This is a genomic window from Bradyrhizobium sp. HKCCYLS2038 (assembly GCF_051167655.1).
GTDB lineage: Bacteria > Pseudomonadota > Alphaproteobacteria > Rhizobiales > Xanthobacteraceae > Bradyrhizobium.
This window is the reverse complement of the sequence record NZ_JBNPTM010000001.1, coordinates 323073-346579: the sequence shown is the minus strand read 5'-3', so window position 1 is coordinate 346579 and position 23507 is coordinate 323073. Positions and strand designations below refer to the sequence as shown.

Here is a 23507-nt window from a genome sequence, read left to right as displayed (position 1 = left end):
TACAACGATCGAGCCCACGTACCAAGCCGCATCCTGCAGCCGTTGGCCCGATTGACGAAGTCGGGACGCTCCCTTATAAGCCGCGCCAACCGTCCGCGATGACCCGGCCTGTCCGGGAGCGGCTCGATTTCAGGGCCGGCAGCGGTCCACTTTGGGCCCGAAACCATCTCCGGACATCAATCGACATTTCAAGCAGGCAAGTTGTCAACTGGCAAATTGCCCGTCAGCGGAGAACGACCGTGAAGCGGACTTATCAACCCAGCAAACTGGTGCGCAAGCGCCGTCACGGCTTCCGCGCGCGCCTCGCCACCACTGGCGGCCGCAAAGTTCTTGCTGCCCGTCGTGCACGTGGCCGCAAGCGTCTGAGCGCCTGAAGCCAGGGCGTCCGTCCCGGAGATTTCGATCATGGATCGGCTACGGCAGCGGGCGGACTTTCTCGCCGTTGCCGATGGCGCGCGGGCCAACGGCCCTGCCTTCGTGGTCCAGCGCCGTGAGCGCGCCGACCAGGGCCCGGTCCGGATCGGCTTTACCGTCACCAAGAAGAATGGCACCGCCACGGAGCGCAATCGCATCCGTCGGCGGTTGCGCGAGCTTGTGAAACGGCTCGATCCCCTGTCGATGCGGCCGCACAGCGACTATGTGCTGATCGGTCGCCGCGACGCGCTGTCGCGCGACTTCCAGGCCATGCTCGAGGACCTCCAGGCGACGCTCCGCCGCCTCGACCGGCAACAGGCCAAGCCGCAGCCGCGCAGGCCGTCGCATGCGGACAGGCAGAATGCTCCCGCACCGGCCGCGCAGTTCCGCAAACCGGATTGAATGACGAGATCATAAGAAAACGATGACCGACAATCGCAACACCATCCTCGCCGTCATTCTGTCCGGCCTCGTGCTGATCCTGTGGCAGGTCTTCTACAACGGGCCCCAGATGGAGAAGCAGCGCGCCCAGGCCCAGATGCAGGCCGAGCTCGCCAAGCAGCAGGCGCCGGCCGCGCAACCCGGCGCGACGCCCTCCGCCACGCCGCAGCCGAATGCGGCCGCCTCCGGCAGCCCGAGCGCGCCCGGCGGCGCTGCGGCCACGGCCTCCGGCGTGATGCCGCGCGAGACCGCGATCGCAGCCAACCCGCGCGTCAAGATCGACACCCCGCGGCTGACCGGCAGCATATCGCTGAAGGGCGCCCGCATCGACGATCTGGCCTTCGTGCAGTATCGCGAGACGGTCGATCCGAAGTCTCCGGCCATCGTGCTGTTCTCGCCGTCCAACACCGCCGAGCCGTATTATGCGGAATTCGGCTGGGTCAATGCCGCCGGCGCCAAGGTGCAGGTGCCGGACCAGAGCACGATGTGGCAGCAGGACGGCTCCAATGCGTTGACGCCGACCACGCCGGTGAAGCTGACCTATACCAATGGCGACGGCCTGACCTTCCAGCGCACCATCGCGGTCGACGATCACTATCTCTTCACCATCAAGGACGACGTCACCAACGCCGGCAATGCCCCGGTGACGCTGTATCCCTATGGCCTGATCTCGCGCCACGGCACGCCGCATGTCTCCGGCTACTACATCCTGCATGAAGGCCTGATCGGCTATCTCGGCGAGAAGGGCCTGCAGGAATTCACCTACAAGAAGATGGACGACGAGAAGGCCGCGAAGTTCGACATCACCAATGGCTGGCTCGGCATCACCGACAAGTACTGGGCGACGGCGCTACTGCCGATGACCGATGCCCATCTGCAGGCGAACTACTCGTCGAAGCTGGTCGACAATCAGCACCGCTATCAGACCGACTATGTCGAGAACCCGCAGACCGTTCCGGCCGGCGGCTCGGCCACCGTCTCCACCCGGCTGTTCGCCGGCGCCAAGGAAGCCGGCGTCGTCGGCATCAACTTCCCGATCGGCGGCCTCGACGGCTACAATCAGAAGCTCGGGCTGAACCATTTCGACCTGCTGATCGACTGGGGCTGGTTCTACTTCCTGACCAAGCCGATGTTCCTGGCGCTCGACTTCTTCTTCCGCTTCTTCGGCAATTTCGGCGTCTCGATCCTGCTGGTGACGGTGCTGGTGAAGCTGCTGTTCTTCCCGCTGGCCAACAAGTCCTACGCCTCGATGGCCAAGATGAAGGCGATCCAGCCACAGCTGCAGGCGCTGAAGGAGCGCTATCCGGACGACCGGATGAAGCAGCAGCAGGAGATGATGGAGATCTACAAGAAGGAGAAGATCAACCCCGTCGCCGGCTGTCTCCCAGTCGCGCTGCAGATCCCGGTGTTCTTCTCGCTGTACAAGGTGCTGTTCGTCACCATCGAGATGCGGCATGCGCCGTTCATTGGCTGGATCAAGGACCTCTCGGCGCCGGATCCGACCAACCTGTTCACGCTGTTCGGCCTGATCCCGTTCGATCCGACCCAGCTGCCGCTGTTCGGCCACTACCTGGCGCTCGGCATCTGGCCGATCATCATGGGCATCACGATGTGGTTCCAGATGAAGCTGAACCCAACGCCGCCGGATCCGACCCAGGCGATGATCTTCAACTGGATGCCGCTGATCTTCACCTTCATGCTCGCGGGCTTCCCGGCCGGTCTCGTGATCTACTGGGCCTGGAACAACACGCTGTCGGTGCTGCAGCAGGGCTTCATCATGCGCCGCAACGGCGTGAAGGTGGAGCTGTTCGACAACATCCGCGGCACGTTCAAAAAAAAAACGGCGTGACGACGAGTAAGGCGGCGTGAGCCGCTCAACCAACCAACCACCTACCGCGATGGCCGGGCTTGTCCCGGCCATCCACGTTTTGATTTCCCGCGCAATGGCGTGGATGCCCGAGCCTTCGCCGCGCAGAAGGGGCTTCGGCCCCGCAGGCGGGTCAAGGCCGGGCATGACGAAGAGCGAGGGCTTGTCATGACCACCACCAGCCAAGACGCCGACGAGCGCCTGATCGAGAAGGGCCGCAAGCTGTTCGCGCAGTCGTGGCGCTTCACCCATGCCTCGCCGTCGATCGAGAGCCTGCCGCCGATGGGAGCGGTCGAGGTCGCGTTTGCCGGCCGTTCCAATGTCGGCAAGTCCAGCCTGATCAACGCGCTGACCGGCCAGAACGCGCTGGCGCGAACCTCGCATACGCCCGGCCGGACCCAGGAGCTGATCTTCTTCGAGGCCCCCGAATACGCGCCGCTGCGGCTCGTCGACATGCCCGGCTATGGCTACGCCGCGGCGGCCAAGACCAAGGTCGCGTCCTGGACCGAGCTGATCCACAAATTCCTGCTCGGACGCTCCTCGCTCGCCCGCGTCTACGTGCTGATCGACGCCCGCCACGGGCTGAAGGAGGTCGATCAGGAGATCCTCAAGACGCTCGATCGGTCGGCCGTCAGCTATCAGCTGGTTCTGACCAAGGCCGACCAGATCAAGCCGGCGGAACTCGCGGCCCGCATCGCCGAGACCGAAACCGCGCTCGCCAAGCATCCCGCAGCGTTTCCGCAGGTGCTGGCGACGTCGTCACGATCCGGCACCGGCATGCCGGAGCTGCGCGCCGCCATGGTGCGCCTGCTCGAGGAGCGCGGCGCATGATCAAGGCTTGGCGAATTCTCGTCGCCCTGGCGGGGCTGATGGGGGCCGCCGGCGTGGCGCTGGCGGCGAAGGCCGCGCACGATCCCGACGCGTCGCGGCTCGCGACGGCGTCCACCATGCTGTTGTTCCACGCCTGCGCCCTGCTTGGCACCGTCGCGCTGGCCGAGCGCGGCGTCGTCGCCCGGCGCATCGGCCTGGTCGCGGCGATCGGCTTCGTGCTCGGCCCGGCGCTGTTCGCCGGCGACCTCCTGATGCGGCAATTCACCGGCGACCGGCTGTTTCCGTTTGCGGCGCCGATCGGCGGCAGCCTGCAGATCGCCAGCTGGCTGGCGCTTGCGGTCTGCGCATTGTGGCCACGACGGGGCTGATCCGGCGCTTTGCGCCGCCCCGGCAATCGGATAGAACCGCGCGCGACGTTCCGACAGCCGAGATCCCCCAGACATGACCGACGCGACCACCATCAGCCCGCTCGATCAGGCCCGCATTCTGTCCGAAGCGCTCCCGCACATGCAGGAGTATGACGACGAAACCATCGTCATCAAATATGGCGGTCACGCCATGGGAGACGAGGACACCGCCAAGGCGTTCGCCCGCGACATCGTGCTGCTCGAGCAGACCGCGATCAATCCGGTGGTCGTGCATGGCGGCGGGCCGCAGATCGCGACCATGCTCAAGCGCCTCGGCATCGTCTCCGAATTCGCCGCCGGCCTGCGCATCACGGATGCCGCCACGATCGAGATCGTCGAGATGGTGCTGGCCGGCTCGATCAACAAGCAGCTGGTCGGCTACATCAACGAGGCCGGGGGCAAGGCAGTCGGGCTGTGCGGCAAGGACGGCAACATGGTGCGCGCCGTCAAGGCGACCCGCACGATGGTCGATCCCGACAGCCACATCGAGAAGGTGGTCGATCTCGGTTTCGTCGGCGAGCCGGACAAGGTCGATCTCACGCTGCTGAACCAGCTGATCGGCTACGAGCTGATCCCGGTGCTGGCGCCACTCGCGACCTCCAAGGAGGGCCAGACCTTCAACGTCAACGCCGACACCTTCGCCGGCGCCGTCGCCGGTGCGCTGAAGGCCAAGCGGCTCTTGCTGCTGACCGACGTGCCGGGCGTGCTCGACAAGTCGAAGAAGCTGATTCCGGAAATCTCCATCAAGGACGCGCGCAAGCTGATCGCCGACGGCACCATCTCCGGCGGCATGATCCCGAAGGTCGAGACCTGCATCTACGCGCTCGAGCAGGGCGTGCAGGGCGTCGTGATCCTGGATGGCAAGGTGCCGCACGCGGTGCTGCTCGAGCTGTTCACCAACCAGGGCACGGGCACGCTGATCCACAAGTGATGGGCACGGCCGCCACACATTCAGCTCTCGTCATGCCCGGGCTTGACCCGGGCATCCATGACGCTCTCTCCGGCGGCGAAATAGGCGTGGATGGCCGGGTCAAGCCCGGCCATGACGACGGGGAGAGAGTTGGGCACCCAACATCTCTCCGGACGCGTTTCGCGGTCTGCCTGGCTGCACTTTTTCTTACCTTCCTCGCCTTCGCCACCCCCGCCCGGGCCGACCTCAAGCTCTGCAATCGCATGAGCTACGTCGTCGAGGCCGCGATCGGCGTCGACGAGAAGGCGGCCACCGCGACGCGCGGCTGGTTCCGGCTCGATCCGGCAGCCTGCCGCGTCGTGCTGCAGGGGACGATGACCGCCGATCGCATCCTGCTGCATGCCCGCGCGCTCAGCCTGTACGGCGCCTCGCCGATCGCCGACAACGGCAATGATCAGCTGTGCGTCGCCGCGACAGACAATTTCGTGATCGCCGCCGCACGGCAGTGCCGAACCGGCCAGACGCCGGCAGCCTTCACGCAGGTGACGCCGGCCAAGTCCGACGATGGCACGCTGACCGCGTATCTGGCCGAGAGCGCCGAATATGACGACGAGCAGGCGCGGCTCGCGGGGATTCAGCGGCTGCTCGGCATCGCCGGCTACGACGCCTCGCCGATCGACGGTGTCGACGGGCCGAAGACGCAAGCCGCGCTCGCCGCCTTCCTGAAGAGCCGCGGACTTGCATCCGACATCGTCTCGCAGCCGACGTTCTTCGCCACCATGGTGGACGCGGTGCAGACACCGTCGCCGACTGGACTCACCTGGTGCAACGACACCCCGCACAAGGTGATGGCGGCAGTCGGCACCGACGACGGCCGCACCGTGGTCAGCCGCGGCTGGTATCGCATCGATGCCGGCAAGTGCCTGCATCCGGACATCACGGGCCAGCCGAAGAAGGTCTACAGCTTCGCCGAGGCGGTCGATGCCGACAACCGCACGATCAAGCTCAAGGACAAGCCGCTGAACTGGGGCGGCCTGGTGCAGCTCTGCACCCGCGAGAACAAGTTCGAGACGACGGAGCAGGGCGACTGCCCGAGCCGCGGCTTCACCGCGACCGGCTTCACCGCCGTCGACATCACCCGCGGCGGCAAGACGCTGCGGTTTGGGTTGCCGTGATGAGCGGGTCGATGAGAGCCGGGATGCCGCAACAAATTCCGCCGTCATCCCGGCGAACGCCGGGATCCATAACCACCGGCCGTCGTGTGGGCCACCGGCATCAGCTATTCTGCCTCAAGACAGATCACGCGGTATGGGTCCCGGCGTTCGCCGGGACGACGGCGGAATATGCCGTGCCAGCTGGGCATGATCACTCAGGACCCAGGCACCCATGACAAAATCCCCCCGCAGCTTCGGTCACGTCGACACCTGGGTGTTCGATCTCGACAACACGCTGTATCCGCATCACGTCAATCTGTGGCAGCAGGTGGATGCGCGGATTGGCGAGTTCGTCTCCAACTGGCTCAAGGTCGATGCCGACGAGGCGCGCCGAATCCAGAAGGACTACTACCGGCGCTACGGCACGACGATGCGCGGCATGATGACAGAGCATGGCGTGCACGCTGACGACTTCCTGGCCTACGTGCACAAGATCGACCATTCGCCGCTGGAGCCGAACCCGGCGATGGGGTCTGCGATCGAGCAGTTGCCGGGACGCAAGCTGATCCTGACCAATGGTTCGGTCGACCATGTCGATGCGGTGCTGGCGCGGCTCGGCATCGCCGGTCATTTCCATGGCGTGTTCGACATCATCGCCGCCGAGCTGACGCCGAAGCCGGCGCGCGAGACCTACGACAAGTTCCTCAAGCTGCACGATGTCGATCCGACCCGGGCCGCGATGTTCGAGGACCTCGCCCGCAACCTCGCCGTGCCGCACGACCTCGGCATGACCACGGTGCTGGTGGTGCCCGACGGCACCAAGGAGGTGGTCCGCGAGGATTGGGAGCTGTCGGGCCGCGACGATCCGCATGTCGATCATGTCACGGATGACCTGACGGGGTTCTTGCAGCGGCTGGTGGCTGCGTAACCCTCGACGTCGTCCCGGACACGCGACCGGCTGGCTGGTCATGACTCGCGACCGCGGTCCGCCAAATTCGGTGTCGTCCCGGGCTTGACCCGGGACCCATAACCACAGGCGGATGTGTGAGGCACGCAAGAGGATCAGGATGTGCCAGCACACCTCCTTGTGGTTATGGGTCCCGGATCGGCGCTCGCGCGAGAGAGTCTTCGCGTGAACGGACGGCGTGGCGCTCCGCTTGTCCGGGACGACGGTGAGGGTGCCTTGACTCCCCTGCCCCAAACTCCGAAAAAGCCTGCCTGCCCATCAAGCTCGTACATGACCGATCCCAGGCGGCGCGCCCGGGACCAAGCGAGGATCGACCGATGTCTTTGTCCGCCCTGGAATCCACCATCAACAGCGCCTTCGATGCCCGTGACGGCGTCTCGACCGCGACCAAGGGCGAGGTCCGCGACGCCGTGGAGAGCGCGCTGGAGCTGCTCGACAAGGGCGAGACCCGCGTCGCCGAGCGTGCCGCCGACGGCAAGTGGAGCGTCAACCAGTGGCTGAAGAAGGCCGTGCTGCTGTCGTTCCGGCTCAACGACATGAGCGTCATCCCCGGCGGCCCCGGCCAGGCGTCGTGGTGGGACAAGGTGCCGTCGAAGTTCGAGGGCTGGGGCGAGAACCGTTTTCGCGATGCCGGCTTCCGCGCCGTGCCGGGCGCCATCGTGCGCCGTTCCGCCTTCATCGCCAAGAACGTCGTGCTGATGCCGTCGTTCGTCAATCTCGGCGCCTATGTCGACGAGGCCACCATGGTCGACACCTGGTCGACGGTCGGCTCCTGCGCCCAGATCGGCAAGCGCGTGCACATCTCCGGCGGCGTCGGCATTGGCGGCGTGCTGGAGCCGCTGCAGGCCGGTCCCGTGATCATCGAGGATGACTGCTTCATCGGCGCCCGCTCGGAGGTCGCCGAAGGCGTCATCGTGCGCAAGGGCGCGGTGCTGGCGATGGGTGTGTTCCTGAGTGCCTCGACCAAGATCATCGACCGCGAAACCGGCGAGACGTTCATCGGCGAGGTGCCGGAATACTCGGTCGTCGTGCCGGGCGCACTGCCGGGCAAGCCGATGAAGAACGGACAGATGGGACCGTCCACGGCCTGCGCCGTCATCGTCAAGCGCGTCGACGAGCGCACCCGCTCCAAGACCTCGATCAACGAGCTGCTGCGCGACTGATCGAACCGCCGCTGCGGCGGCAGCGACGAATCTCCGGACCGGCCCTACCGCTCGTCCGGAGATCGCCCATGGACTGGATCTGGTTTCTGTTCCGCTTCCACGGCCGCATCAATCGCGCCAAGCTGTGGCTGTCGCTGCTGGTGATCTTTGGCTGGATGGTGGTCGCCACTGCTCTGACGGCCGGCTTCAGCAAGCTGCTCGGCGGCCCGGCCGCCGCTAGCTTCCGTCTCACCGATATTTTCGTGGTCTTCGACCCCGACACCTTTCGCGGCCTGACGCGGGCCGATCTCCTGTCCGCGGCGATCCACATCGTCGTCACCCCGTTGTTCGCCTGGGTGTTCGCCGCGGGCGCCGTCAAGCGGCTGCACGACCGCGGCAAGAGCGGCTGGTGGACGGTTCCGTTGTTCGCCATGCCCGGGCTCGTCAACCAATATGTCGACCTGCTGCCCGGCACGCTGCTTCCCACGATCCTCGGAGGTCTCGGCGCCCTGCTCTCGCTCTGGGGCTTCATCGAACTGTACTGCCTGGCCGGCGATCCCGAGCGCAATCGCTTCGGACCCAGCCCGCTCCCGCAGGTCGTATCGGCCGAACGCGGCGGCTGGCAGACCAGCCACCCGCCGGCCTGGGATCAGGACAAGGAACTGGAATTCACGCCGCACGTCGCGAGCCCACCGCTCAACGGAGCGGCAATCGGCAGCACTAGCCCGCCGCCAAACTAGCATGATAAGCCGAGGGCATGACCGACGCCCTCACCATCACCCGAGACCTGATCCGCTGTCCTTCCGTGACGCCAGCCGATGCCGGCGCGCTTGGCGTGCTCGAAGCCCTGCTGGCGCAAGCGGGCTTCACGACGCATCGCGTGACCTTCTCGGAGGCGGGCACCGCCGACATCGACAACCTCTACGCCCGCATCGGCAGCGAGGGACCGCACATCACCTTCGCCGGCCACACCGACGTCGTGCCGCCTGGCGACGAAAAGGCCTGGAGCCTCGGCGCATTCTCGGGTGAGGTGAAGGACGGCTACATCTATGGCCGCGGCGCGGTCGACATGAAGGGCGGCATCGCCTGCAGCGTCGCGGCGGCGCTCGATTATCTGCGCGAGCGCGGTGGCCAGCCCAAGGGCTCGATCTCGTTCCTGATCACCGGCGACGAGGAGGACGTCTCGATCAACGGCACCATCAAGCTGTTGCAGTGGGCGGCCGAGCGCGGCGAGCGCTTCGATCATTGCGTGCTTGGCGAGCCGTCCAATCAGGAAGTCATGGGCGACTGCATCAAGATCGGCCGCCGCGGCTCACAGTCCGGCACCCTGATCGTCGAAGGCAAGCAGGGCCACGTCGCCTACCCGCACCGCGCCTCCAACCCGGTGCCTGACATCTCGCGCCTAATCGTGGCACTTTCCGACGAGCCGCTCGATCACGGCAGCGCGCAATTCCAGCCGTCGAACCTCGAATTCACCACCGTGGATGTCGGCAACACCGCCACCAACGTCATCGCTGGCATCGCACGAGCGAAGTTCAACATCCGCTACAACGACTGCCATACTCAGCAGTCGCTGCGCGCGCTGGTCGAGGAGCGGCTCGCCAAGGCCTGCGGCAACCGCATCCGCGCCCACATCGACTGGCTGCCGTCGAACTCCAACGTGTTCCTGACCAAGCCGGGTCCGTTCACCGACCTCGCGGTCGCGGCGATCGAAGAGGTCACCGGCCGCAAGCCGGATCTGTCGACCACCGGCGGCACGTCGGATGCACGCTTCATTTCGAGCTACTGCCCGGTGATCGAGTTCGGCCTGGTCGGCCAGACCATGCACCAGATCGACGAGCGCGCCTCGGTCGCCGATATCGCGACGCTGACGAAGATCTATCGCGGCATTCTCGACAGATATTTCGCCTGAGCTGCAAGGGTGGCGCGGATGGACCGACGAGCTCTTAGCGCCAAGGACGCGCCCCAGCCCTCGGGCGGCTACAGCCAAGTCTGCGAGGTCTCGCACCCGACGCGATGGGCATTCGTGAGCGGTCAGATTCCGCAAGATGCAGATGGCGCGGTGCCTGGCGATTTCACGAGCCAAGCCCGTCTCGTGTGGCGCAATGTAGAAGCGCAGCTTCGGGCCGCGGATATGACGCTCGGCAACATCGTCAAGGTCACCACGTATCTCTCGGATCGGAAGTACAGCGTCGAAAACCGCGACGTTCGCAACGAAGTCCTGGGCGACCTGGCGCCTGCATTGACGGTGATCATTGCTGAAATCTTTGACAGCGCCTGGCTACTCGAAATCGAAGCAGTCGCCGCCGCCTGATCAGTAGTCGACCTTCACGAGATACAGCCCTTCGGGCGGCGCGACGACGCCGCAGGCGGCGCGGCTGCGCGCGGCGAGCGCTGCCGCCAGATCATCGGCGCTCCAGCGGCCCTGCCCGACCCACACCAGCGAGCCGACCATCGAGCGGACCTGGCTGTGGAGGTAGGAGCGCGCCGAGGTGACGACGGTGATGGCATCGCCGTCCCTGACGACGTCGAGCTGATCGAGCGTCTTCTCCGGTGATTTTGCCTGGCACTCGGTGTCACGGAACGTGGTGAAGTCGTGCTTGCCGATCAGACGTTGCGCAGCGACGTGCATCGCATCCGAATCGAGTCGCTGCGGCACGCGCCAGACGCGGCCGACCTCCAGCGCGAGATTCGAGCGGCGATTGACGATGCGATAGCGGTAGTGCCGCTTGCGGGCGGAGAAGCGAGCCTCGAATGTCTCCGGCACGATCTCCGCGTCGAGCACGGCGACCGGGTTGGGGCGCAGATGCGCGTTGAGCGCATCGCGCAGCTTGTCGGGGCGAAACGCCTTCTCGATGTCGCAATGCGCGACCTGCCCGGTGGCATGGACGCCGGCATCGGTGCGGCCGGAGCCGTGCACGCGGGTCGGCACGCCGCAGGTCGCCTGCACCGCCGCCTCCAGGGCGCCCTGCACCGACGGCAGCGTCTCCTGCAGCTGCCAGCCACAGAACGGGGTGCCGTCATATTCGATGGTGAGCTTGTAGCGGGGCATCGCCTCGATCACGTCTGGGCCGTCATTGCCGGGCTTGACCCGGCAATCCATCCATGGGCGAAGCTTGTTCGCGAGATGGATGCGCGGGTCAAGCCCGCGCATGACGGGCTGAAATGGTCAGCCGAAGCGCAGGCCCGGCGCGACAGCCGTGCCGCGCAGAAAATCCGCGGCCTTCATCGGGCCCTTGCCCGCGCGCTGCAGCTCGGTGATGTGGATGGCGCCGTCGGCGCAGGCGATGGTGAGCTGCTCGTCAAGCACGGTGCCCGGCTCGCCCGCGCCACTGGCGAGCGCGCAGCGCAGGATCTTCAGCCGCACGGCCTCGCCATCGAGCACGATCTCGCTCCAGGCGCCGGGGAACGGCGACAGGCCGTGGATGTGGCGCAGCACGGCATGCGCCGGCCTGCTCCAGTCGATCCGCGCCTCGGCCTTCTCGATCTTGGCGGCGTAGGTGACGCCGTCCTCGGCCTGCTTCGTCAGCGTCAGCCCGCCGCGCTCCAGCGCAGCCATCGCGCGCACCATCAGGTCGGCGCCGATCCGCGACAGGCGATCATGCAGATCGGAGGCCGTCATGGCGTCGGTGATACCAAGGCGCTCGGCCATCGCGACGTCGCCGGTGTCGAGACCGACATCCATCTTCATCACCATGACGCCGGACTCGGCATCACCCGCCATGATGGCGCGATTGATCGGCGCGGCGCCACGCCAGCGCGGCAGCAGCGAGGCGTGAAGATTGTAGCAGCCGAGCCTGGGCGCATCGAGGATCGCCTGCGGCAGGATCATGCCGTAGGCGACGACGACGGCGGCATCGGCGTCATGGGCGCGGAACTCGGCCAGCGCTTCCTCGGTTTTCAGCGTCTTCGGCGTGAGCACGGGGATGCCGAGCCGGCGCGCCTCGGTCTCGATCGGGGTCGGCACCAGCGCGAGGCCACGGCGGCCGCCGGGCTTCGGCGCGCGGGTGTAGACGGCCACGATCTCGTGGCCATGGCCGGCGAGCTCGAGCAGGGTCGGCACGGCGAAGTCCGGCGTGCCCATGAAGATCAGGCGAAGCGGCATCTGGTGGAAGATCCTGCATAGCCGATCCTCCGCGTCATGGCCGGGCTTGTCCCGGTCATCCACGTCGCAAAGCCAACGCGAGAGGCAAGACGTGGATGCCCGGGTCAGGCCCGGGCATGACGGAGGAAAGAGTTCGTCGATTAGTCGCCCGCGCGCTTGGCGGCCTTGGTGAACTTCTTCATTACGCGGTCGCGCTTGAGCTTCGACAGATAGTCGATGAACAGCACGCCGTTGAGATGGTCGATCTCGTGCTGGATGCAGGTGGCGTAGAGGCCCTCGGCATCCTCCTCGCGGACCACGCCGTCGATATCGGTGAAGCGGACGCGGACGCGCGCCGGTCGCTCGACCTCCTCGTAATATTCGGGAATCGACAGGCAGCCTTCCTCGTAGACCGATAGCTCGTCCGACTTGGCGACGATCTCCGGATTGATGAAGACCCGCGGCTCGCGCTTGGTCTCGCCGCCGGAATCCGGCTTCGCCAGATCCATGGTGATCAGGCGCAAGGGCTGCGCAACCTGGATCGCCGCGAGCCCGATGCCGGGCGCGTCGTACATGGTCTGGAACATGTCGTCGACCAGCTGCCGGATCTCCGGCGTGACCTTCTCGACAGGCCTGGAGACCAGCCGCAGCTGCCGATCCGGCAGGATGATGATTTCTTTTAGGGACATGGCGCGCGATTTAAGCCGCGGAACTGACCGGGTCAATCTAATGGCGTGCGGTTAAGACATCGCTAACCATGAATTTCAACGATCCGTTAACCATGCTTCTTAACCCGGCCTTAACCATAAATGTTCTCTCTTCGTTCGCGAGCTTGCGCGAATCGGATAGACGGGGGTGATGACCGCCAGCCAGAGCCTCAATCCTGTCGTCGTCATGATCGGCGATCTGCCGATCCGGGCCAGCGATGCGCTGATCGGATTCGGCGTGCTGGTGCTGCTGCTGCTCGTGATGATCGTGGCGGCGGTCGCCCGCTCCAGCCGGCGCGGCACCGAGCTTGCCGCCCAGCAGGCGATGCGGGCCGACGAGCTCGAACAACGGTTCGGCGACATGATCCGCGTCCAGAGCGAGGCCTCCGGCCGGGTCGACGCGATGGCACAGCTGCTGGCCGGGCGCCAGGTCGACCTGGCCCGCAGCGTCAACGAGCGGCTCGATGCGGTCACTCACCGCGTCGGCCAGTCGATGGAGCAAAGCACGCGCCACACCATGGATTCGCTGCGCGTGCTGCACGAGCGACTCGGCATCATCGACAATGCGCACCGTGATCTGAGCGAGCTCACCACGCAGGTGACGACCCTGCGCGACGTGCTTGCCAACAAGCAGTCGCGCGGCGCGTTCGGACAGGCGCGGATGGAGGCGATCGTGCAGGACGGGCTGCCGAAGGGCAGTTTCGCATTCCAGTACACGCTCGCCAGCGGCAAGCGGCCGGACTGCGTCGTGTTCCTGCCCGACACCAGGCCGCTGTGCATCGACGCCAAGTTTCCGCTGGAGGCGGTCACCGCGCTGCATGACGCCGAGACCGAGGAGGAGAAGCGCGCCGCTGCGCAGCGCCTGCGCACCGACGTGCTGCGCCACGTCAACGACATCGCCGAGAAATATCTGGTCGTCGGCGAGACTCAGGATACGGCCCTGATGTTCGTGCCGTCGGAATCGGTCTATGCCGAAATCCACGATGGCTTCGACGACGTCATCCAGAAGGCCTATCGCGCCCGTGTCGTGCTCGTGTCGCCGTCGCTCCTGATGCTTGCCATCCAGGTCATGCAGCAGATCATGAAGGACGCGCGCATCCGCGACGCTGCCGACCAGATCCGCAACGAGGTGATCCATCTCGGCGACGATCTCGGCCGCCTGCGCGAGCGTGTGCTGAAGCTGCAGAAACATTTCGGCGACGTCGGCGAGGACATCCGCCAGATCCTCATCTCCGCCGACAAAATCGAAAAGCGCGCCGCGCGCATCGAGGAGCTGGATTTCAGCAGGCAGGACACGCCGGTCGACTCGCCGCGGATTGCGCCAGCTGGCGGCACGACTCCGGATCTATTTCCGCTGGCGGGCGGGATGCAGGCGGGGGAGTGAGGGTGGCGTCGCGACAGCCGCCCAAATCTGCTACCACCCGGTCATGACCGCACCCGACGCGACATCCGACCTCGTAGCGAGCGCTGCAGAGCCTGGGCCCAAGCCCGCCCCGACCTGGCGCGAGAGCATGGCCGTGTACCTGCAGCCACGCGTGTTGATCGTGCTGTTCCTCGGCTTCTCCTCGGGCCTGCCGCTGGCGCTGTCCGGCTCGACCTTGCAGATCTGGATGCGCGAGCTCGGCGTCGATCTCGGCACCATTGGGCTGTTTGCGCTGGTCGGCACGCCCTACACCTTGAAGTTCCTGTGGGCGCCACTGGTCGACGCGCTGCATGTCCCGCTGCTCACGCGCGCGTTCGGACGGCGCCGCGGCTGGCTGGTGTTCGCACAGCTGCTGCTGATCGCCGCAATCCTGCTGCTGGCGTCGACCGACCCGGCGCATGCGCCGTTCATGGTGGCGTTGGCCGCGCTGCTGGTCGCCGCGACGTCGTCGACCCAGGACATCGTGGTCGATGCCTTCCGCGTCGAGAGCCTGCCGGAGAGCGAGCAGGCTGCTGGCATGGCGTCCTATGTCGCGGCCTACCGCATCGGCATGCTGGTCTCGACGGCCGGCGCGCTCGTCGTGGTCAGCGCGTTCGAGAGCTCGGGGCTGCCTCGTTCGTCGTCCTGGATGTGGGGCTACGTCGTGATGGCGGGCCTGGTGCTGATCGGCACGATCACGGCACTCGCCGCAACCGAGCCGGCGCAGTCGAAGCAGGCCGAAGCCGAGATGAGCGCCGACACCGCGCTCACCCGTGTGATGCATGCGGCCAGCGGCGCGTTCCTCGAATTCCTGGGACGGCGCGATGCGCTGGCCGCGCTCGCCTTCGTCGTTCTGTTCAAGTTCACTGACGCCTTCTCCGGCACCATGACCGCGCCCTTCGTGATCGATCTCGGCTTCACCAAGGTCGACTACGCCGCGATCGTGAAGGGCGTCGGCCTCGCCGCCACGCTCGCCGGCGGCTTTGCCGGCGGCTTCGTCGCGCGGCGCTATTCGCTCGCCACGAGCCTGTGGATCGGCGGTGTCGTACAGGGGCTGGCCAACCTGTCGTTCTCGTGGCTTGCAGTCGTCGGCGTCAATCAATGGGCGCTGGCGTTGGCGATCTCGGCGGAAAACTTCACCAGCGCGATCGGCACCGTGATCTTCGTCGCCTACCTCTCCGCGCTCTGCAAGAACCCGCTGCACACCGCGACCCAATACGCGCTGCTGACGGCGCTCGCCGCCGTCGGCCGCACCTATCTGTCGTCAGGCGCCGGCTACGTGGCGAAGGCGACCGGCTGGCCGCTGTTCTTCATCATCTGCGTGCTGGTCGCGATCCCGAGCCTCGTGCTGCTCGCCTGGCTGCAACGGCGCGGGCATTTCGACGGGCTGGGGCCAGTGAAGGTATAGCTTCTCACCTCGTATAAGGCCGTCATCACCCGCGAGCCGGGCGATGACAGCGGAAATCATGGCGCTGCATTCGCGTGAACACCGATAGCGGTTCTCAGCGCTTCACCAGGCTCCACTTGGTCACGACCGCCTCGCTGATCTGCCCGGCATCCTGGGCGCAGGCGATCTCGTCGACTTTCACGGCAATCTGCTTGCCCAGGAATCCTTTCAACTGCGAGGCCTGCGCGGGACTGGCGGTGATCAGTTGGAACGTCTCCGGGCCGGTCTCGAGATTGCACAGCCCGCCCGGCGGCGGCAGGCGGCGGGGCTCGCTGGTGATCTGATAGGCCGATGACGGCTGGCCAGGCTTGGCGCCCTTGACCTTCAGCGCGCTCAGCTCACCCGACAGCACGTCGCCGGCGTTGAGCGGCTTGCCCGCCTTCAGCGGCGTCTCGCCCTGCTGCGCCAGGACGGATGGCGCCGCGAGCACCACAAGAATCGCGCCCAAAGCCAGCCGTTTGCCGAATCCACGCTTCGTCATCATCTCACTTTCGTCTGTGCTTAGAACAAGGTCCGCTGCCGCATCGCGGCCGAGAGCGTGCCTTCATCGAGATAGTCGAGTTCGCCGCCGACCGGCACGCCGTGCGCCAGCCGCGTGACCTTGACGTTCGCCTCCTGCAGGAGGTCGGTGATGTAGTGCGCGGTGGTCTGACCATCGACCGTCGCGTTCAAGGCCAGGATGATCTCCTGCACCTCGGGCGCATGCGCCCGCTGCACCAGCGCGTCGATGGTGAGGTCCTGCGGGCCGACGCCGTCGAGCGGCGACAAGGTGCCGCCGAGCACGTGATAGCGTCCGTTTGAGGCTTTTGCGCGCTCGAGCGCCCAGAGGTCGGCGACATCGGCGACGACGACGATCATCGCGGGATCCCGCCGCGGGTCAGTGCACACCGTGCAGGGGCTCTGCGTGTCGATGTTGCCGCAGGTCTTGCACACCTGGATGCGCTCGATCGCCACCTGCAGCGCCGAGGCGAGCGGCACCATCAGCGCCTCGCGCTTCTTGATCAGATGCAGCGCGGCACGCCGCGCCGAACGCGGCCCGAGACCGGGCAGGCGCGCAAGCAGCTGGATCAGGCGCTCGATTTCAGGACCGGCGACGGCCATCAGATCACGACGATCATGAACTAACCGAAGCCGAAGCCCGGCGGCAGGCCGAGCTTGCCGGTGATGGCCTGCATCTTCTCCTGCATCGCGGCTTCCGCCTTGCGGCGCGCATCGCCATGTGCGGTGACCAGGAGATCCTCGAGGATCTCGGCCTCCTCCGGCTTCAGCAGCGACGGATCGATCTTGACGGACTTCACGTCCATTTTCGCGGTCATGCGCACGGCGACGAGGCCGCCGCCGGAGATGCCCTCGACCTCGACGTTGCCGAGCTCCGCCTGCATCTCCTGCATCTTCGTCTGCAGCTGCGCCGCCTGTTTCATCATGCCGAGAAAGTCAGCCATCGGAGCACCTCGTCATCTGTCTTTTTTTATTGAGCATGATCTTTCGGAAAACCGGTTCCCACTTTTCCGGATCATGCCCTAGAAATCATCATCGTCCGATTCGTCCGGCGGCTCGACAGCACTGGCGTCGGATTCGGGCGGCTCGGGGGCGAGCCGGCGTACTTCGATCACCTTGGTACCCGGGAACCGCGCCAGGATCTCCTGCACGCGTGGGTCAGCCTCCGCCGCCGCCTCGCGCTCGCTCTTGGCGCGCAGGTTCTGCTCGCGCAGGGTCGCTTGGCCCTGCTCGTTTGAGACGATCACGGTCCAGCGCCGCCCCGTCCAGTCCTCCAGCTTGCGGCCGAGGTCGGAGACAAGCGATCGCTGCGCCGTGCGTTCCAGCGCAATCTCCAGACGCCCCTCCTCGAAGCGGACGAGCCGAACGTCCATCTCGAGCGCGCTCTTGGTGATCAGGTCGCGATTCTTGCCAGCAAGAGCGACGAGCTCCTGGAAGCTCGCGATCCGCAGCGCAGGCTGATCCTGCTGTGACGGTGACGGCTGCGATGACATCGCCTGAGGGCGCATCCCGCCACCGACGGCGGCGAGCGTCGGGCCTTGCGGACGCGACGCCTGCATCGGCGACGAACTCATCACCGGCGGCGCTCCGGCACTCATGCTGGTTGCAGGACGCGGCGCTCCGCCGCCATTCGTGACAACCGGCGACCCGCCGCCATTCTGATCGATCATGCGAATGGCTTCGTCGGGCGTCGGCAGATCGGCTGCGTAGGCGATGCGCACCAGCACCATCTCGGCCGCGGCCGCCGGACGCGTCGCGCTCTGCGTCTCCGCAATGCCCTTGAGCAGCATCTGCCACATCCGCGACAGCACCCGCATCGACAGCTTGGTCGCGAAATCCCGCGCGCGCAGCCGCTCGGTCTCGCTGAAGGCGACATTGTCGGCGGTGACCGGCACCGCCTTCACGCGGGTGACGAAGTTCACGAACTCGGCGAGGTCCGACAGCACGACGACGGGATCGGCGCCGACATCGTATTGCTCGCGGAATTCCTTGAACGCGGCGGCAATGTCGCCGCTGGCGAGATGATGAAACAGGTCGATGACGCGGGTACGGTCAGCGAGCCCCAGCATCTGCCGGACGTCATCGGCGCGCACCTCGCCGGCACTGTGCGCAATCGCCTGGTCGAGCAGCGACAACGAATCGCGCACCGAGCCTTCGGCGGCGCGGGCGATGATGCCGAGCGCCTCGGCCTCGATCGTCACGCCTTCCTTGGTCGCTATCCCAGCGAGATGCTTCATCAGCACGTCGGCCTCGACCCGGCGCAGATCGAAGCGCTGGCAGCGCGACAGCACCGTCACCGGCACTTTCCTAATCTCGGTGGTCGCGAACACAAACTTGGCGTGCTCGGGCGGCTCCTCCAAGGTCTTCAGGAAGGCGTTGAACGCCGCCGTCGACAGCATGTGGACTTCGTCGATGATGTAGACCTTGTAGCGCGCGCTGGCCGGCGCATAGCGCACGCTGTCATTGATCTGGCGGACGTCGTCGACGCCGGTATGCGACGCCGCGTCCATCTCGAGGATGTCCATGTGCCGGCTTTCCATGATCGCCTGGCAATGGGTGCCAAGCACCGGCATGTGGATGGTCGGCCCTTTCACCGAGCCGTCGGGCAGCTCGTAATTCAGGGCGCGGGCGAGGATGCGGGCGGTGGTCGTCTTGCCGACGCCGCGCACGCCGGTGAGGATCCAGGCCTGCGGAATGCGGCCGGTCTCGAACGCGTTCGAGACCGTGCGCACAACGGCTTCCTGGCCGATCAGATCCGCGAAGCTGGAGGGACGGTATTTGCGCGCCAGAACCCGGTATGGCTTGGCGGGAGCGCCGGCGCTGTCGGGCGAAACGGATGGGGCGCCGGCGTCAGTCATCGAGCGATCCGCAAGTGAAACATTCCAGGCCGGCATCGATCGCGGTCGTCGACGCAATAAGCCTCGACGCAATCAACCGGAGCGCGGTCGAGCGCCCGCCCTGCGCGGGGTCCCCGCAATCCATGCGCGATTCGCTCGAGAAAAAAGGTAGGAGACTGACGAGCGACCCGATCCGGACCTCGTTAGGGCTGCTTCCTTCCGGACCTGACCCGGTTGGCGAGTGGCTCGTCCACCGCCAATCTCCCGCTGCCTATTTGGGGCCAAACGGCCCGGAAAGCAAGCGCGAGCTTCGCCGGTCCGCTCCCCCGCCCTGCGGGCTTGTGCCACAGCTGGGAAAGGCTTTAGGTGCCGTCAAACCTCCCGCCAGCCCGACTGCCAGGAACCCCGCCGCATGCCCGAATCAGCCTGGTCGCTGCATCCGCAACTTGCGAAGGATACGATCGATATTGGCGACCTGCCGCTGTCGCGCGTGCTGGTGATCAAGGACGCCAATTTCCCCTGGCTGCTGCTGGTGCCGCGGCGCGAGGGCGCGGTCGAGATCATCGATCTCGACGAGGTCGCCCAGGCGCAGCTGATGACCGAGATCACGCGGGTGTCGCGTGCGCTGAAGGAAATCACCAAATGCGACAAGCTCAATGTCGCAGCACTCGGCAACATGGTGCCGCAGCTGCATGTCCATGTCATCGCCCGCCGCACCAGTGACGTGGCGTGGCCGCGCCCGGTCTGGGGCGTCGCACCGCCTGTGCCGCACGACGCGCAGGAGGTGCAGCAATTCATCAGCGCGATCCGGCGCAAGATCTGGCTAGGGTGAGAGATGTCGCCATTCGACCTGTTTCCGCTGGGCAAGCCGGCCTTCGTCGGCCATCCGATCGAGCGCGCCGCGCATTTGCGATTCCATGACGACAAGCTGCTCGCCTTCGAGGGCCAGCCGTCGACGCGGGCCTATGTCGTGCATCGCGATTCGCTGGTGCTGAAGCGGGACGGCGACCAGTTGCGCCCGCTGCTCTCGATCGACGAGGCGCTCGGCTTCGGCGCCAATCCGGGCACGATCTTTCTCGGGCTGCAGGACGGTGCGGCGGTGTTCGGCATGGGTATCTCGCCGGCCGCGGTCGAGAAGCTCGCCGGGCGCGACGATGTGTCGGTCACCGAACTGCGCGGCATCGCGATGCAGGGCGCGATCCCGGTCGACCAGCTGGCGACGATCGCGATGGCCAAGTCGATGGTGTCCTGGCATCAGCGCCACGGCTTCTGCGCCAATTGCGGCACCAAGACCGCGATGCGCGAGGGCGGCTGGAAGCGCGAATGCCCTGCTTGCAAGACCGAGCATTTCCCCCGCACCGACCCGGTCGTGATCTCGCTGGTCGCCTCGGGCGACAAGTGCCTGCTCGGCCGGCAGAAGCAGTTTCCGGCGGGCATGTATTCCTGCCTCGCCGGCTTCGTCGAGGCGGCCGAGACGATCGAGGACGCGGTCCGCCGCGAGGTGTTCGAGGAATCCGGCATCCGCTGCACCGATGTCGCCTACTACATGACCCAGCCGTGGCCATATCCGTCGTCGCTGATGATCGGCTGCAGCGCCCGGGCGCTGAACGAGGACATCGTCATCGACCGCGCCGAGCTCGAGGACGTCCGCTGGTTCAGCCGCGACGAGGCCCGGCTGATGCTCCAGCGGCAACACCCGGACGGGCTGGCTGGGCCGCACCCGTTTGCCATTGCCCATCATCTGGTCGGGCGCTGGCTGAAGGACGAAGCCTAAAGGTAATTCAAGACCTCCACACCCGGTCGGCGGGGCGGCACTGGGCGGCTCGGCCGTCCTGAACGGCTGATTCTTGCCTTGGAACGATTTTCTCTATATGAGGGTTTCTCGACCTTCATATGGAACAAATTTCTCCATGACCGACGTATCCGCCCAGGGCCCCGAAGCCAACCGCCGGCTCGACGCCATCGACCGCAAGATCCTGATGGTCCTGCAGGAGGATGCATCCCTGTCCGTCGCCGAGATCGGCGACAGGGTCGGGCTGTCGTCGACGCCGTGCTGGAAGCGTATCCAGCGGCTGGAGGCCGATGGCGTGATCCTGCGCCGGGTCGCGCTGGTCGATCAGAACAAGATCGGGCTCGGGATCTCCGTGTTCGTCTCGGTGGAGAGCGCCGACCATTCCGAGGCCTGGCTGCGCAAATTCGCCGAGGCGGTCAGCTCCATGCCAGAGGTGATGGAGTTCTACCGCATGGCCGGCGACGTCGACTACATGCTGCGCGTGGTGGTTGCGGACATGCAGAGCTACGACGTGTTCTATAAGAAGCTGATCAGCGCGGTGCCGTTGAAGAACGTCACGTCTCGCTTCGCGATGGAGAAGATCAAGTCGATCACCGTGCTGCCGGTGCCGCCGGTCTGATCGGCCCTTGATCGCTAGGCTCCTCGCACCTCATCAGCCGTCGTGATCGCGGTTCACCGGCAAAGGCCGCGGCGGCGAAAGATCTCGACGGCCGCAACAAATTTCCGGGGATCGTTTACCATAACTTAGGCGGCGCCGCCTATCATACCTCCGATGGCGCCGCGTTCACCCGCTCCCTCGGCTCGCTTCGCATGGCTCAACGCCATCGTTCTGCTGCTTGGGAGCTTCGTCGCGGTCGCCTGGCTGACGCTGCAGGTACGTCCAGGCAATGAGATCGTCGCCGTGGCATTCCCGCCATGGTGGAGCGCGGAGGATGCGATGAACGCCGCAGCATCCGCCGATGCGGCCATCGTACGCACGACGTCTCTTCCTACACTCCTGGTGTTGCGTCCCGGCCCGGTTGCGGGCTGGACGCGGCTGCGCGCAGCAGGAGCTTGGTTTGCCATTGATCCACAGGCGGCTGCCGCCTGTTTCACGGAATCGATCGGGACGCAGGGGGAACGAAAATGACGGACACGAACGCAGATCTCGCCGAGCTTCGCGAGATCACCAGCAAGGCTCTGATCACGCTGCTTTGGCTCCATGTTCCGATCGTTCTCGTCGTGGGCCTGGCGCGCGGGAGCGAGTGGTTGATGCCGACGATGACGATCGCGATTCTCGCCGCGATCGCGACGATCTCCTGGCGGGCGACCGGAAGCGGATTGTCCACCCGTCTCACCGTCGCCATCGCGCTGATGGTCACGGTGTCCGTGCTCGTCTACCAGATGTCGGGCCATGCATGGCAGACCGACATGCACATGTACTTCTTCGCGATGCTGGCCTGCCTCATGGCCTATTGTGATTTCAGGCCGATCCTCGCCGGCACGATCACGGTCGCGCTGCATCACCTGGTGCTCAATTTCGTCCTGCCGGCGGCGGTCTATCCGGGCGGCAGCGACTTCGCCCGCGTCGTGCTGCATGCGGTGATCCTGCTGATCGAGGCCGGGGTCCTGATCGCGCTCGGCCACAAGCTGTCGCAATTGTTCGAGACCACCGCCCGGAAGACGGCCGAGGCGGCGGCCGCCGGTGCGGCCGAGGCGCGCGCCAATGCCGAGCACGCTGAAATCGAACGACGCAGGAAGCTGGAGGGCGATGCGGCGCGTCGCGAGCTTGCGACCGGCTTCGAGCGCCGGATCGGAGGCATCGTCGAAGCGGTCGCCGTCGCCGCGAACGAGATGCAGGGCCTGTCGACCTCGATGAGCCGCAGCAGCTCGGAAGCTGCGCGGCAGACCACGGCCGCCGCCCACGCCTCGCAGCAGGCCTCGAGCAATGTCGGAACGGTTGCTGCCGCGGCCGAAGAGCTGTCGGCGTCCATCAATGCGATTTCCCAGCAGGTCACACGCTCCGCCGAAATCGCAGCGAAAGCTGCCGACGAGGCGCGCCGCACCAACACGGTCGTGGAGGGACTCGCCTCCGGCACGCAGAAGATCGGCGAGGTCGTGACGCTGATTCAGACGATTGCCAGCCAGACCAATCTGCTCGCGCTCAACGCCACCATCGAAGCCGCTCGCGCCGGCGAGCACGGCAAGGGCTTCGCGGTCGTGGCAAGCGAGGTCAAGGCGCTCGCCAATCAGACGGCCAAGGCGACGGAGGAAATTTCCAGCCAGGTCCAGTCGATTCAGAACGCCACGGCGGATGCGGTCAGCGCCATTCAGCTGATCGGCGGAACGATCGCCGAGATCGACGGAATCTCCAAGGGCATCGCGAGCGCCGTGGAGCAGCAGGGCGAGGCGACGCGCGCCATCTCGGGCAACGTGCACCAGGCCGCTGACGGCACGCGTGAGGCACACCTCAACATCCAGAACGTGGCGCACGCCTCCGACGAGACCGGCACCGCGGCGACGAAGCTGCTTGGCGCCGCCAACGGACTGACATCGCAGTCCGACCGGCTGAAATCGGAGGTCGACCAGTTCTTGCGCTCACTCAGCGCGGCGTGATGCCGATCGGGC

Annotated in this window: 26 protein-coding genes and 1 other RNA gene; 19 read left to right on the top strand and 8 right to left on the bottom strand. The window is 66.1% G+C overall.

All coding sequences use genetic code 11. From position 1 onward, the window contains the following. Positions 1 to 239: 239 nt before the first annotated feature. The 12 genes from rpmH to ACQR1I_RS01490 all read left to right on the top strand — a co-directional run bounded on the left by rpmH (position 240) and on the right by ACQR1I_RS01490 (position 10447). A complete protein-coding gene (rpmH, locus tag ACQR1I_RS01545) occupies positions 240 to 374 on the top strand; it encodes a 50S ribosomal protein L34 (protein WP_006609582.1) in 135 nt (44 codons plus the stop codon). A 31-nt stretch (positions 375 to 405) separates the two neighbouring features. Beyond that, entirely contained in the window at positions 406 to 816 is a 411-nt protein-coding gene (gene rnpA, locus ACQR1I_RS01540) for a ribonuclease P protein component (RefSeq protein WP_434865420.1), read from the top strand. A gap of 22 nt (positions 817 to 838) precedes the next feature. Next, a complete protein-coding gene (yidC, locus tag ACQR1I_RS01535; RefSeq protein ID WP_434865419.1) occupies positions 839 to 2704 on the top strand; it encodes a membrane protein insertase YidC in 1866 nt (621 codons plus the stop codon). Between the two features lie 186 nt (positions 2705 to 2890). After that, entirely contained in the window at positions 2891 to 3553 is a 663-nt protein-coding gene (gene yihA / locus ACQR1I_RS01530; protein ID WP_434865418.1) for a ribosome biogenesis GTP-binding protein YihA/YsxC, read from the top strand. After that, positions 3550 to 3921: a DUF423 domain-containing protein gene (locus ACQR1I_RS01525; protein ID WP_434865417.1), complete on the top strand. Its 372-nt coding sequence runs from the start codon at positions 3550 to 3552 to the stop codon at positions 3919 to 3921. The genes yihA and ACQR1I_RS01525 overlap by 4 nt, the downstream gene beginning before the upstream one ends. A gap of 73 nt (positions 3922 to 3994) precedes the next feature. Continuing rightward, a complete protein-coding gene (gene argB / locus ACQR1I_RS01520; protein WP_011923958.1) occupies positions 3995 to 4891 on the top strand; it encodes an acetylglutamate kinase in 897 nt (298 codons plus the stop codon). Between the two features lie 86 nt (positions 4892 to 4977). Then, a complete protein-coding gene (locus ACQR1I_RS01515; protein WP_434865888.1) occupies positions 4978 to 6045 on the top strand; it encodes a DUF1036 domain-containing protein in 1068 nt (355 codons plus the stop codon). Positions 6046 to 6256: 211 nt separating this feature from the next. Then, complete coding sequence (locus tag ACQR1I_RS01510; RefSeq protein WP_434865416.1) at positions 6257 to 6952, top strand: pyrimidine 5'-nucleotidase; 696 nt, start codon at positions 6257 to 6259, stop codon at positions 6950 to 6952. A gap of 356 nt (positions 6953 to 7308) precedes the next feature. After that, positions 7309 to 8154, top strand: a complete 846-nt coding sequence (gene dapD / locus ACQR1I_RS01505) for a 2,3,4,5-tetrahydropyridine-2,6-dicarboxylate N-succinyltransferase (RefSeq protein ID WP_434865415.1) — start codon at positions 7309 to 7311, stop codon at positions 8152 to 8154. A gap of 68 nt (positions 8155 to 8222) precedes the next feature. Further along, on the top strand, positions 8223 to 8873 hold the full coding sequence (locus ACQR1I_RS01500) for a DUF805 domain-containing protein (RefSeq protein WP_434865414.1): 651 nt from the start codon (positions 8223 to 8225) through the stop codon (positions 8871 to 8873). Positions 8874 to 8890: 17 nt separating this feature from the next. Beyond that, complete coding sequence (gene dapE, locus ACQR1I_RS01495) at positions 8891 to 10045, top strand: succinyl-diaminopimelate desuccinylase (RefSeq protein WP_434865413.1); 1155 nt, start codon at positions 8891 to 8893, stop codon at positions 10043 to 10045. Between the two features lie 18 nt (positions 10046 to 10063). Then, a complete protein-coding gene (locus ACQR1I_RS01490; protein ID WP_434865412.1) occupies positions 10064 to 10447 on the top strand; it encodes a RidA family protein in 384 nt (127 codons plus the stop codon). On the opposite strand, the gene truA is transcribed toward ACQR1I_RS01490, so the two are convergent. From truA to def, 3 genes are all read right to left on the bottom strand, one after another. Next, positions 10448 to 11185 (bottom strand): tRNA pseudouridine(38-40) synthase TruA, encoded by a 738-nt coding sequence (gene truA, locus ACQR1I_RS01485; RefSeq protein WP_434865887.1) that lies wholly within the window; start codon positions 11183 to 11185, stop codon positions 10448 to 10450. It abuts the gene before it with no gap. A 117-nt stretch (positions 11186 to 11302) separates the two neighbouring features. Further along, positions 11303 to 12238 carry a methionyl-tRNA formyltransferase gene (fmt, locus tag ACQR1I_RS01480; RefSeq protein ID WP_434865411.1) on the bottom strand — a complete coding sequence of 312 codons (936 nt, stop codon included), beginning with the start codon at positions 12236 to 12238 and terminating at the stop codon, positions 11303 to 11305. A gap of 140 nt (positions 12239 to 12378) precedes the next feature. Continuing rightward, positions 12379 to 12906 carry a peptide deformylase gene (def, locus tag ACQR1I_RS01475; protein WP_434865410.1) on the bottom strand — a complete coding sequence of 176 codons (528 nt, stop codon included), beginning with the start codon at positions 12904 to 12906 and terminating at the stop codon, positions 12379 to 12381. A 169-nt stretch (positions 12907 to 13075) separates the two neighbouring features. On the opposite strand from def, the gene ACQR1I_RS01470 reads away from it, so the two are divergent. Then, positions 13076 to 14308, top strand: coding sequence for a DNA recombination protein RmuC (locus tag ACQR1I_RS01470; protein ID WP_434865409.1), 1233 nt, complete (start codon positions 13076 to 13078; stop codon positions 14306 to 14308). Positions 14309 to 14351: 43 nt separating this feature from the next. Next, the gene (locus ACQR1I_RS01465; RefSeq protein WP_434865408.1) at positions 14352 to 15734 is read left to right on the top strand and encodes an AmpG family muropeptide MFS transporter; all 1383 of its coding nucleotides are present in this window, start codon (positions 14352 to 14354) and stop codon (positions 15732 to 15734) included. A gap of 94 nt (positions 15735 to 15828) precedes the next feature. On the opposite strand, the gene ACQR1I_RS01460 is transcribed toward ACQR1I_RS01465, so the two are convergent. The 5 genes from ACQR1I_RS01460 to ffs form a co-directional block, all read right to left on the bottom strand. Beyond that, a complete protein-coding gene (locus tag ACQR1I_RS01460) occupies positions 15829 to 16254 on the bottom strand; it encodes a hypothetical protein (protein ID WP_434865886.1) in 426 nt (141 codons plus the stop codon). A 20-nt stretch (positions 16255 to 16274) separates the two neighbouring features. Further along, on the bottom strand, positions 16275 to 16874 hold the full coding sequence (gene recR, locus ACQR1I_RS01455; RefSeq protein ID WP_172111652.1) for a recombination mediator RecR: 600 nt from the start codon (positions 16872 to 16874) through the stop codon (positions 16275 to 16277). A gap of 20 nt (positions 16875 to 16894) precedes the next feature. Further along, positions 16895 to 17215, bottom strand: a complete 321-nt coding sequence (locus ACQR1I_RS01450; protein ID WP_172111653.1) for a YbaB/EbfC family nucleoid-associated protein — start codon at positions 17213 to 17215, stop codon at positions 16895 to 16897. 78 nt (positions 17216 to 17293) lie between these two features. Then, positions 17294 to 19129 (bottom strand): DNA polymerase III subunit gamma/tau, encoded by a 1836-nt coding sequence (locus tag ACQR1I_RS01445; RefSeq protein ID WP_434865407.1) that lies wholly within the window; start codon positions 19127 to 19129, stop codon positions 17294 to 17296. 147 nt (positions 19130 to 19276) lie between these two features. After that, an RNA gene (ffs, locus tag ACQR1I_RS01440) (signal recognition particle sRNA small type) lies at positions 19277 to 19373 on the bottom strand. 147 nt (positions 19374 to 19520) lie between these two features. On the opposite strand from ffs, the gene ACQR1I_RS01435 reads away from it, so the two are divergent. The 5 genes from ACQR1I_RS01435 (at position 19521) to ACQR1I_RS01415 (ending at position 23495) form a co-directional block, all read left to right on the top strand. Continuing rightward, complete coding sequence (locus tag ACQR1I_RS01435) at positions 19521 to 19940, top strand: HIT family protein (RefSeq protein WP_434865406.1); 420 nt, start codon at positions 19521 to 19523, stop codon at positions 19938 to 19940. A 3-nt stretch (positions 19941 to 19943) separates the two neighbouring features. Beyond that, positions 19944 to 20882 (top strand): NAD(+) diphosphatase, encoded by a 939-nt coding sequence (gene nudC, locus ACQR1I_RS01430; protein WP_434865405.1) that lies wholly within the window; start codon positions 19944 to 19946, stop codon positions 20880 to 20882. 136 nt (positions 20883 to 21018) lie between these two features. After that, positions 21019 to 21519 (top strand): Lrp/AsnC family transcriptional regulator, encoded by a 501-nt coding sequence (locus ACQR1I_RS01425; RefSeq protein ID WP_434865404.1) that lies wholly within the window; start codon positions 21019 to 21021, stop codon positions 21517 to 21519. A 153-nt stretch (positions 21520 to 21672) separates the two neighbouring features. After that, on the top strand, positions 21673 to 22029 hold the full coding sequence (locus ACQR1I_RS01420) for a hypothetical protein (protein WP_434865403.1): 357 nt from the start codon (positions 21673 to 21675) through the stop codon (positions 22027 to 22029). Continuing rightward, complete coding sequence (locus ACQR1I_RS01415) at positions 22026 to 23495, top strand: methyl-accepting chemotaxis protein (RefSeq protein ID WP_434865402.1); 1470 nt, start codon at positions 22026 to 22028, stop codon at positions 23493 to 23495. The genes ACQR1I_RS01420 and ACQR1I_RS01415 overlap by 4 nt, the downstream gene beginning before the upstream one ends. The last annotated feature ends 12 nt before the right edge of the window (positions 23496 to 23507 follow it).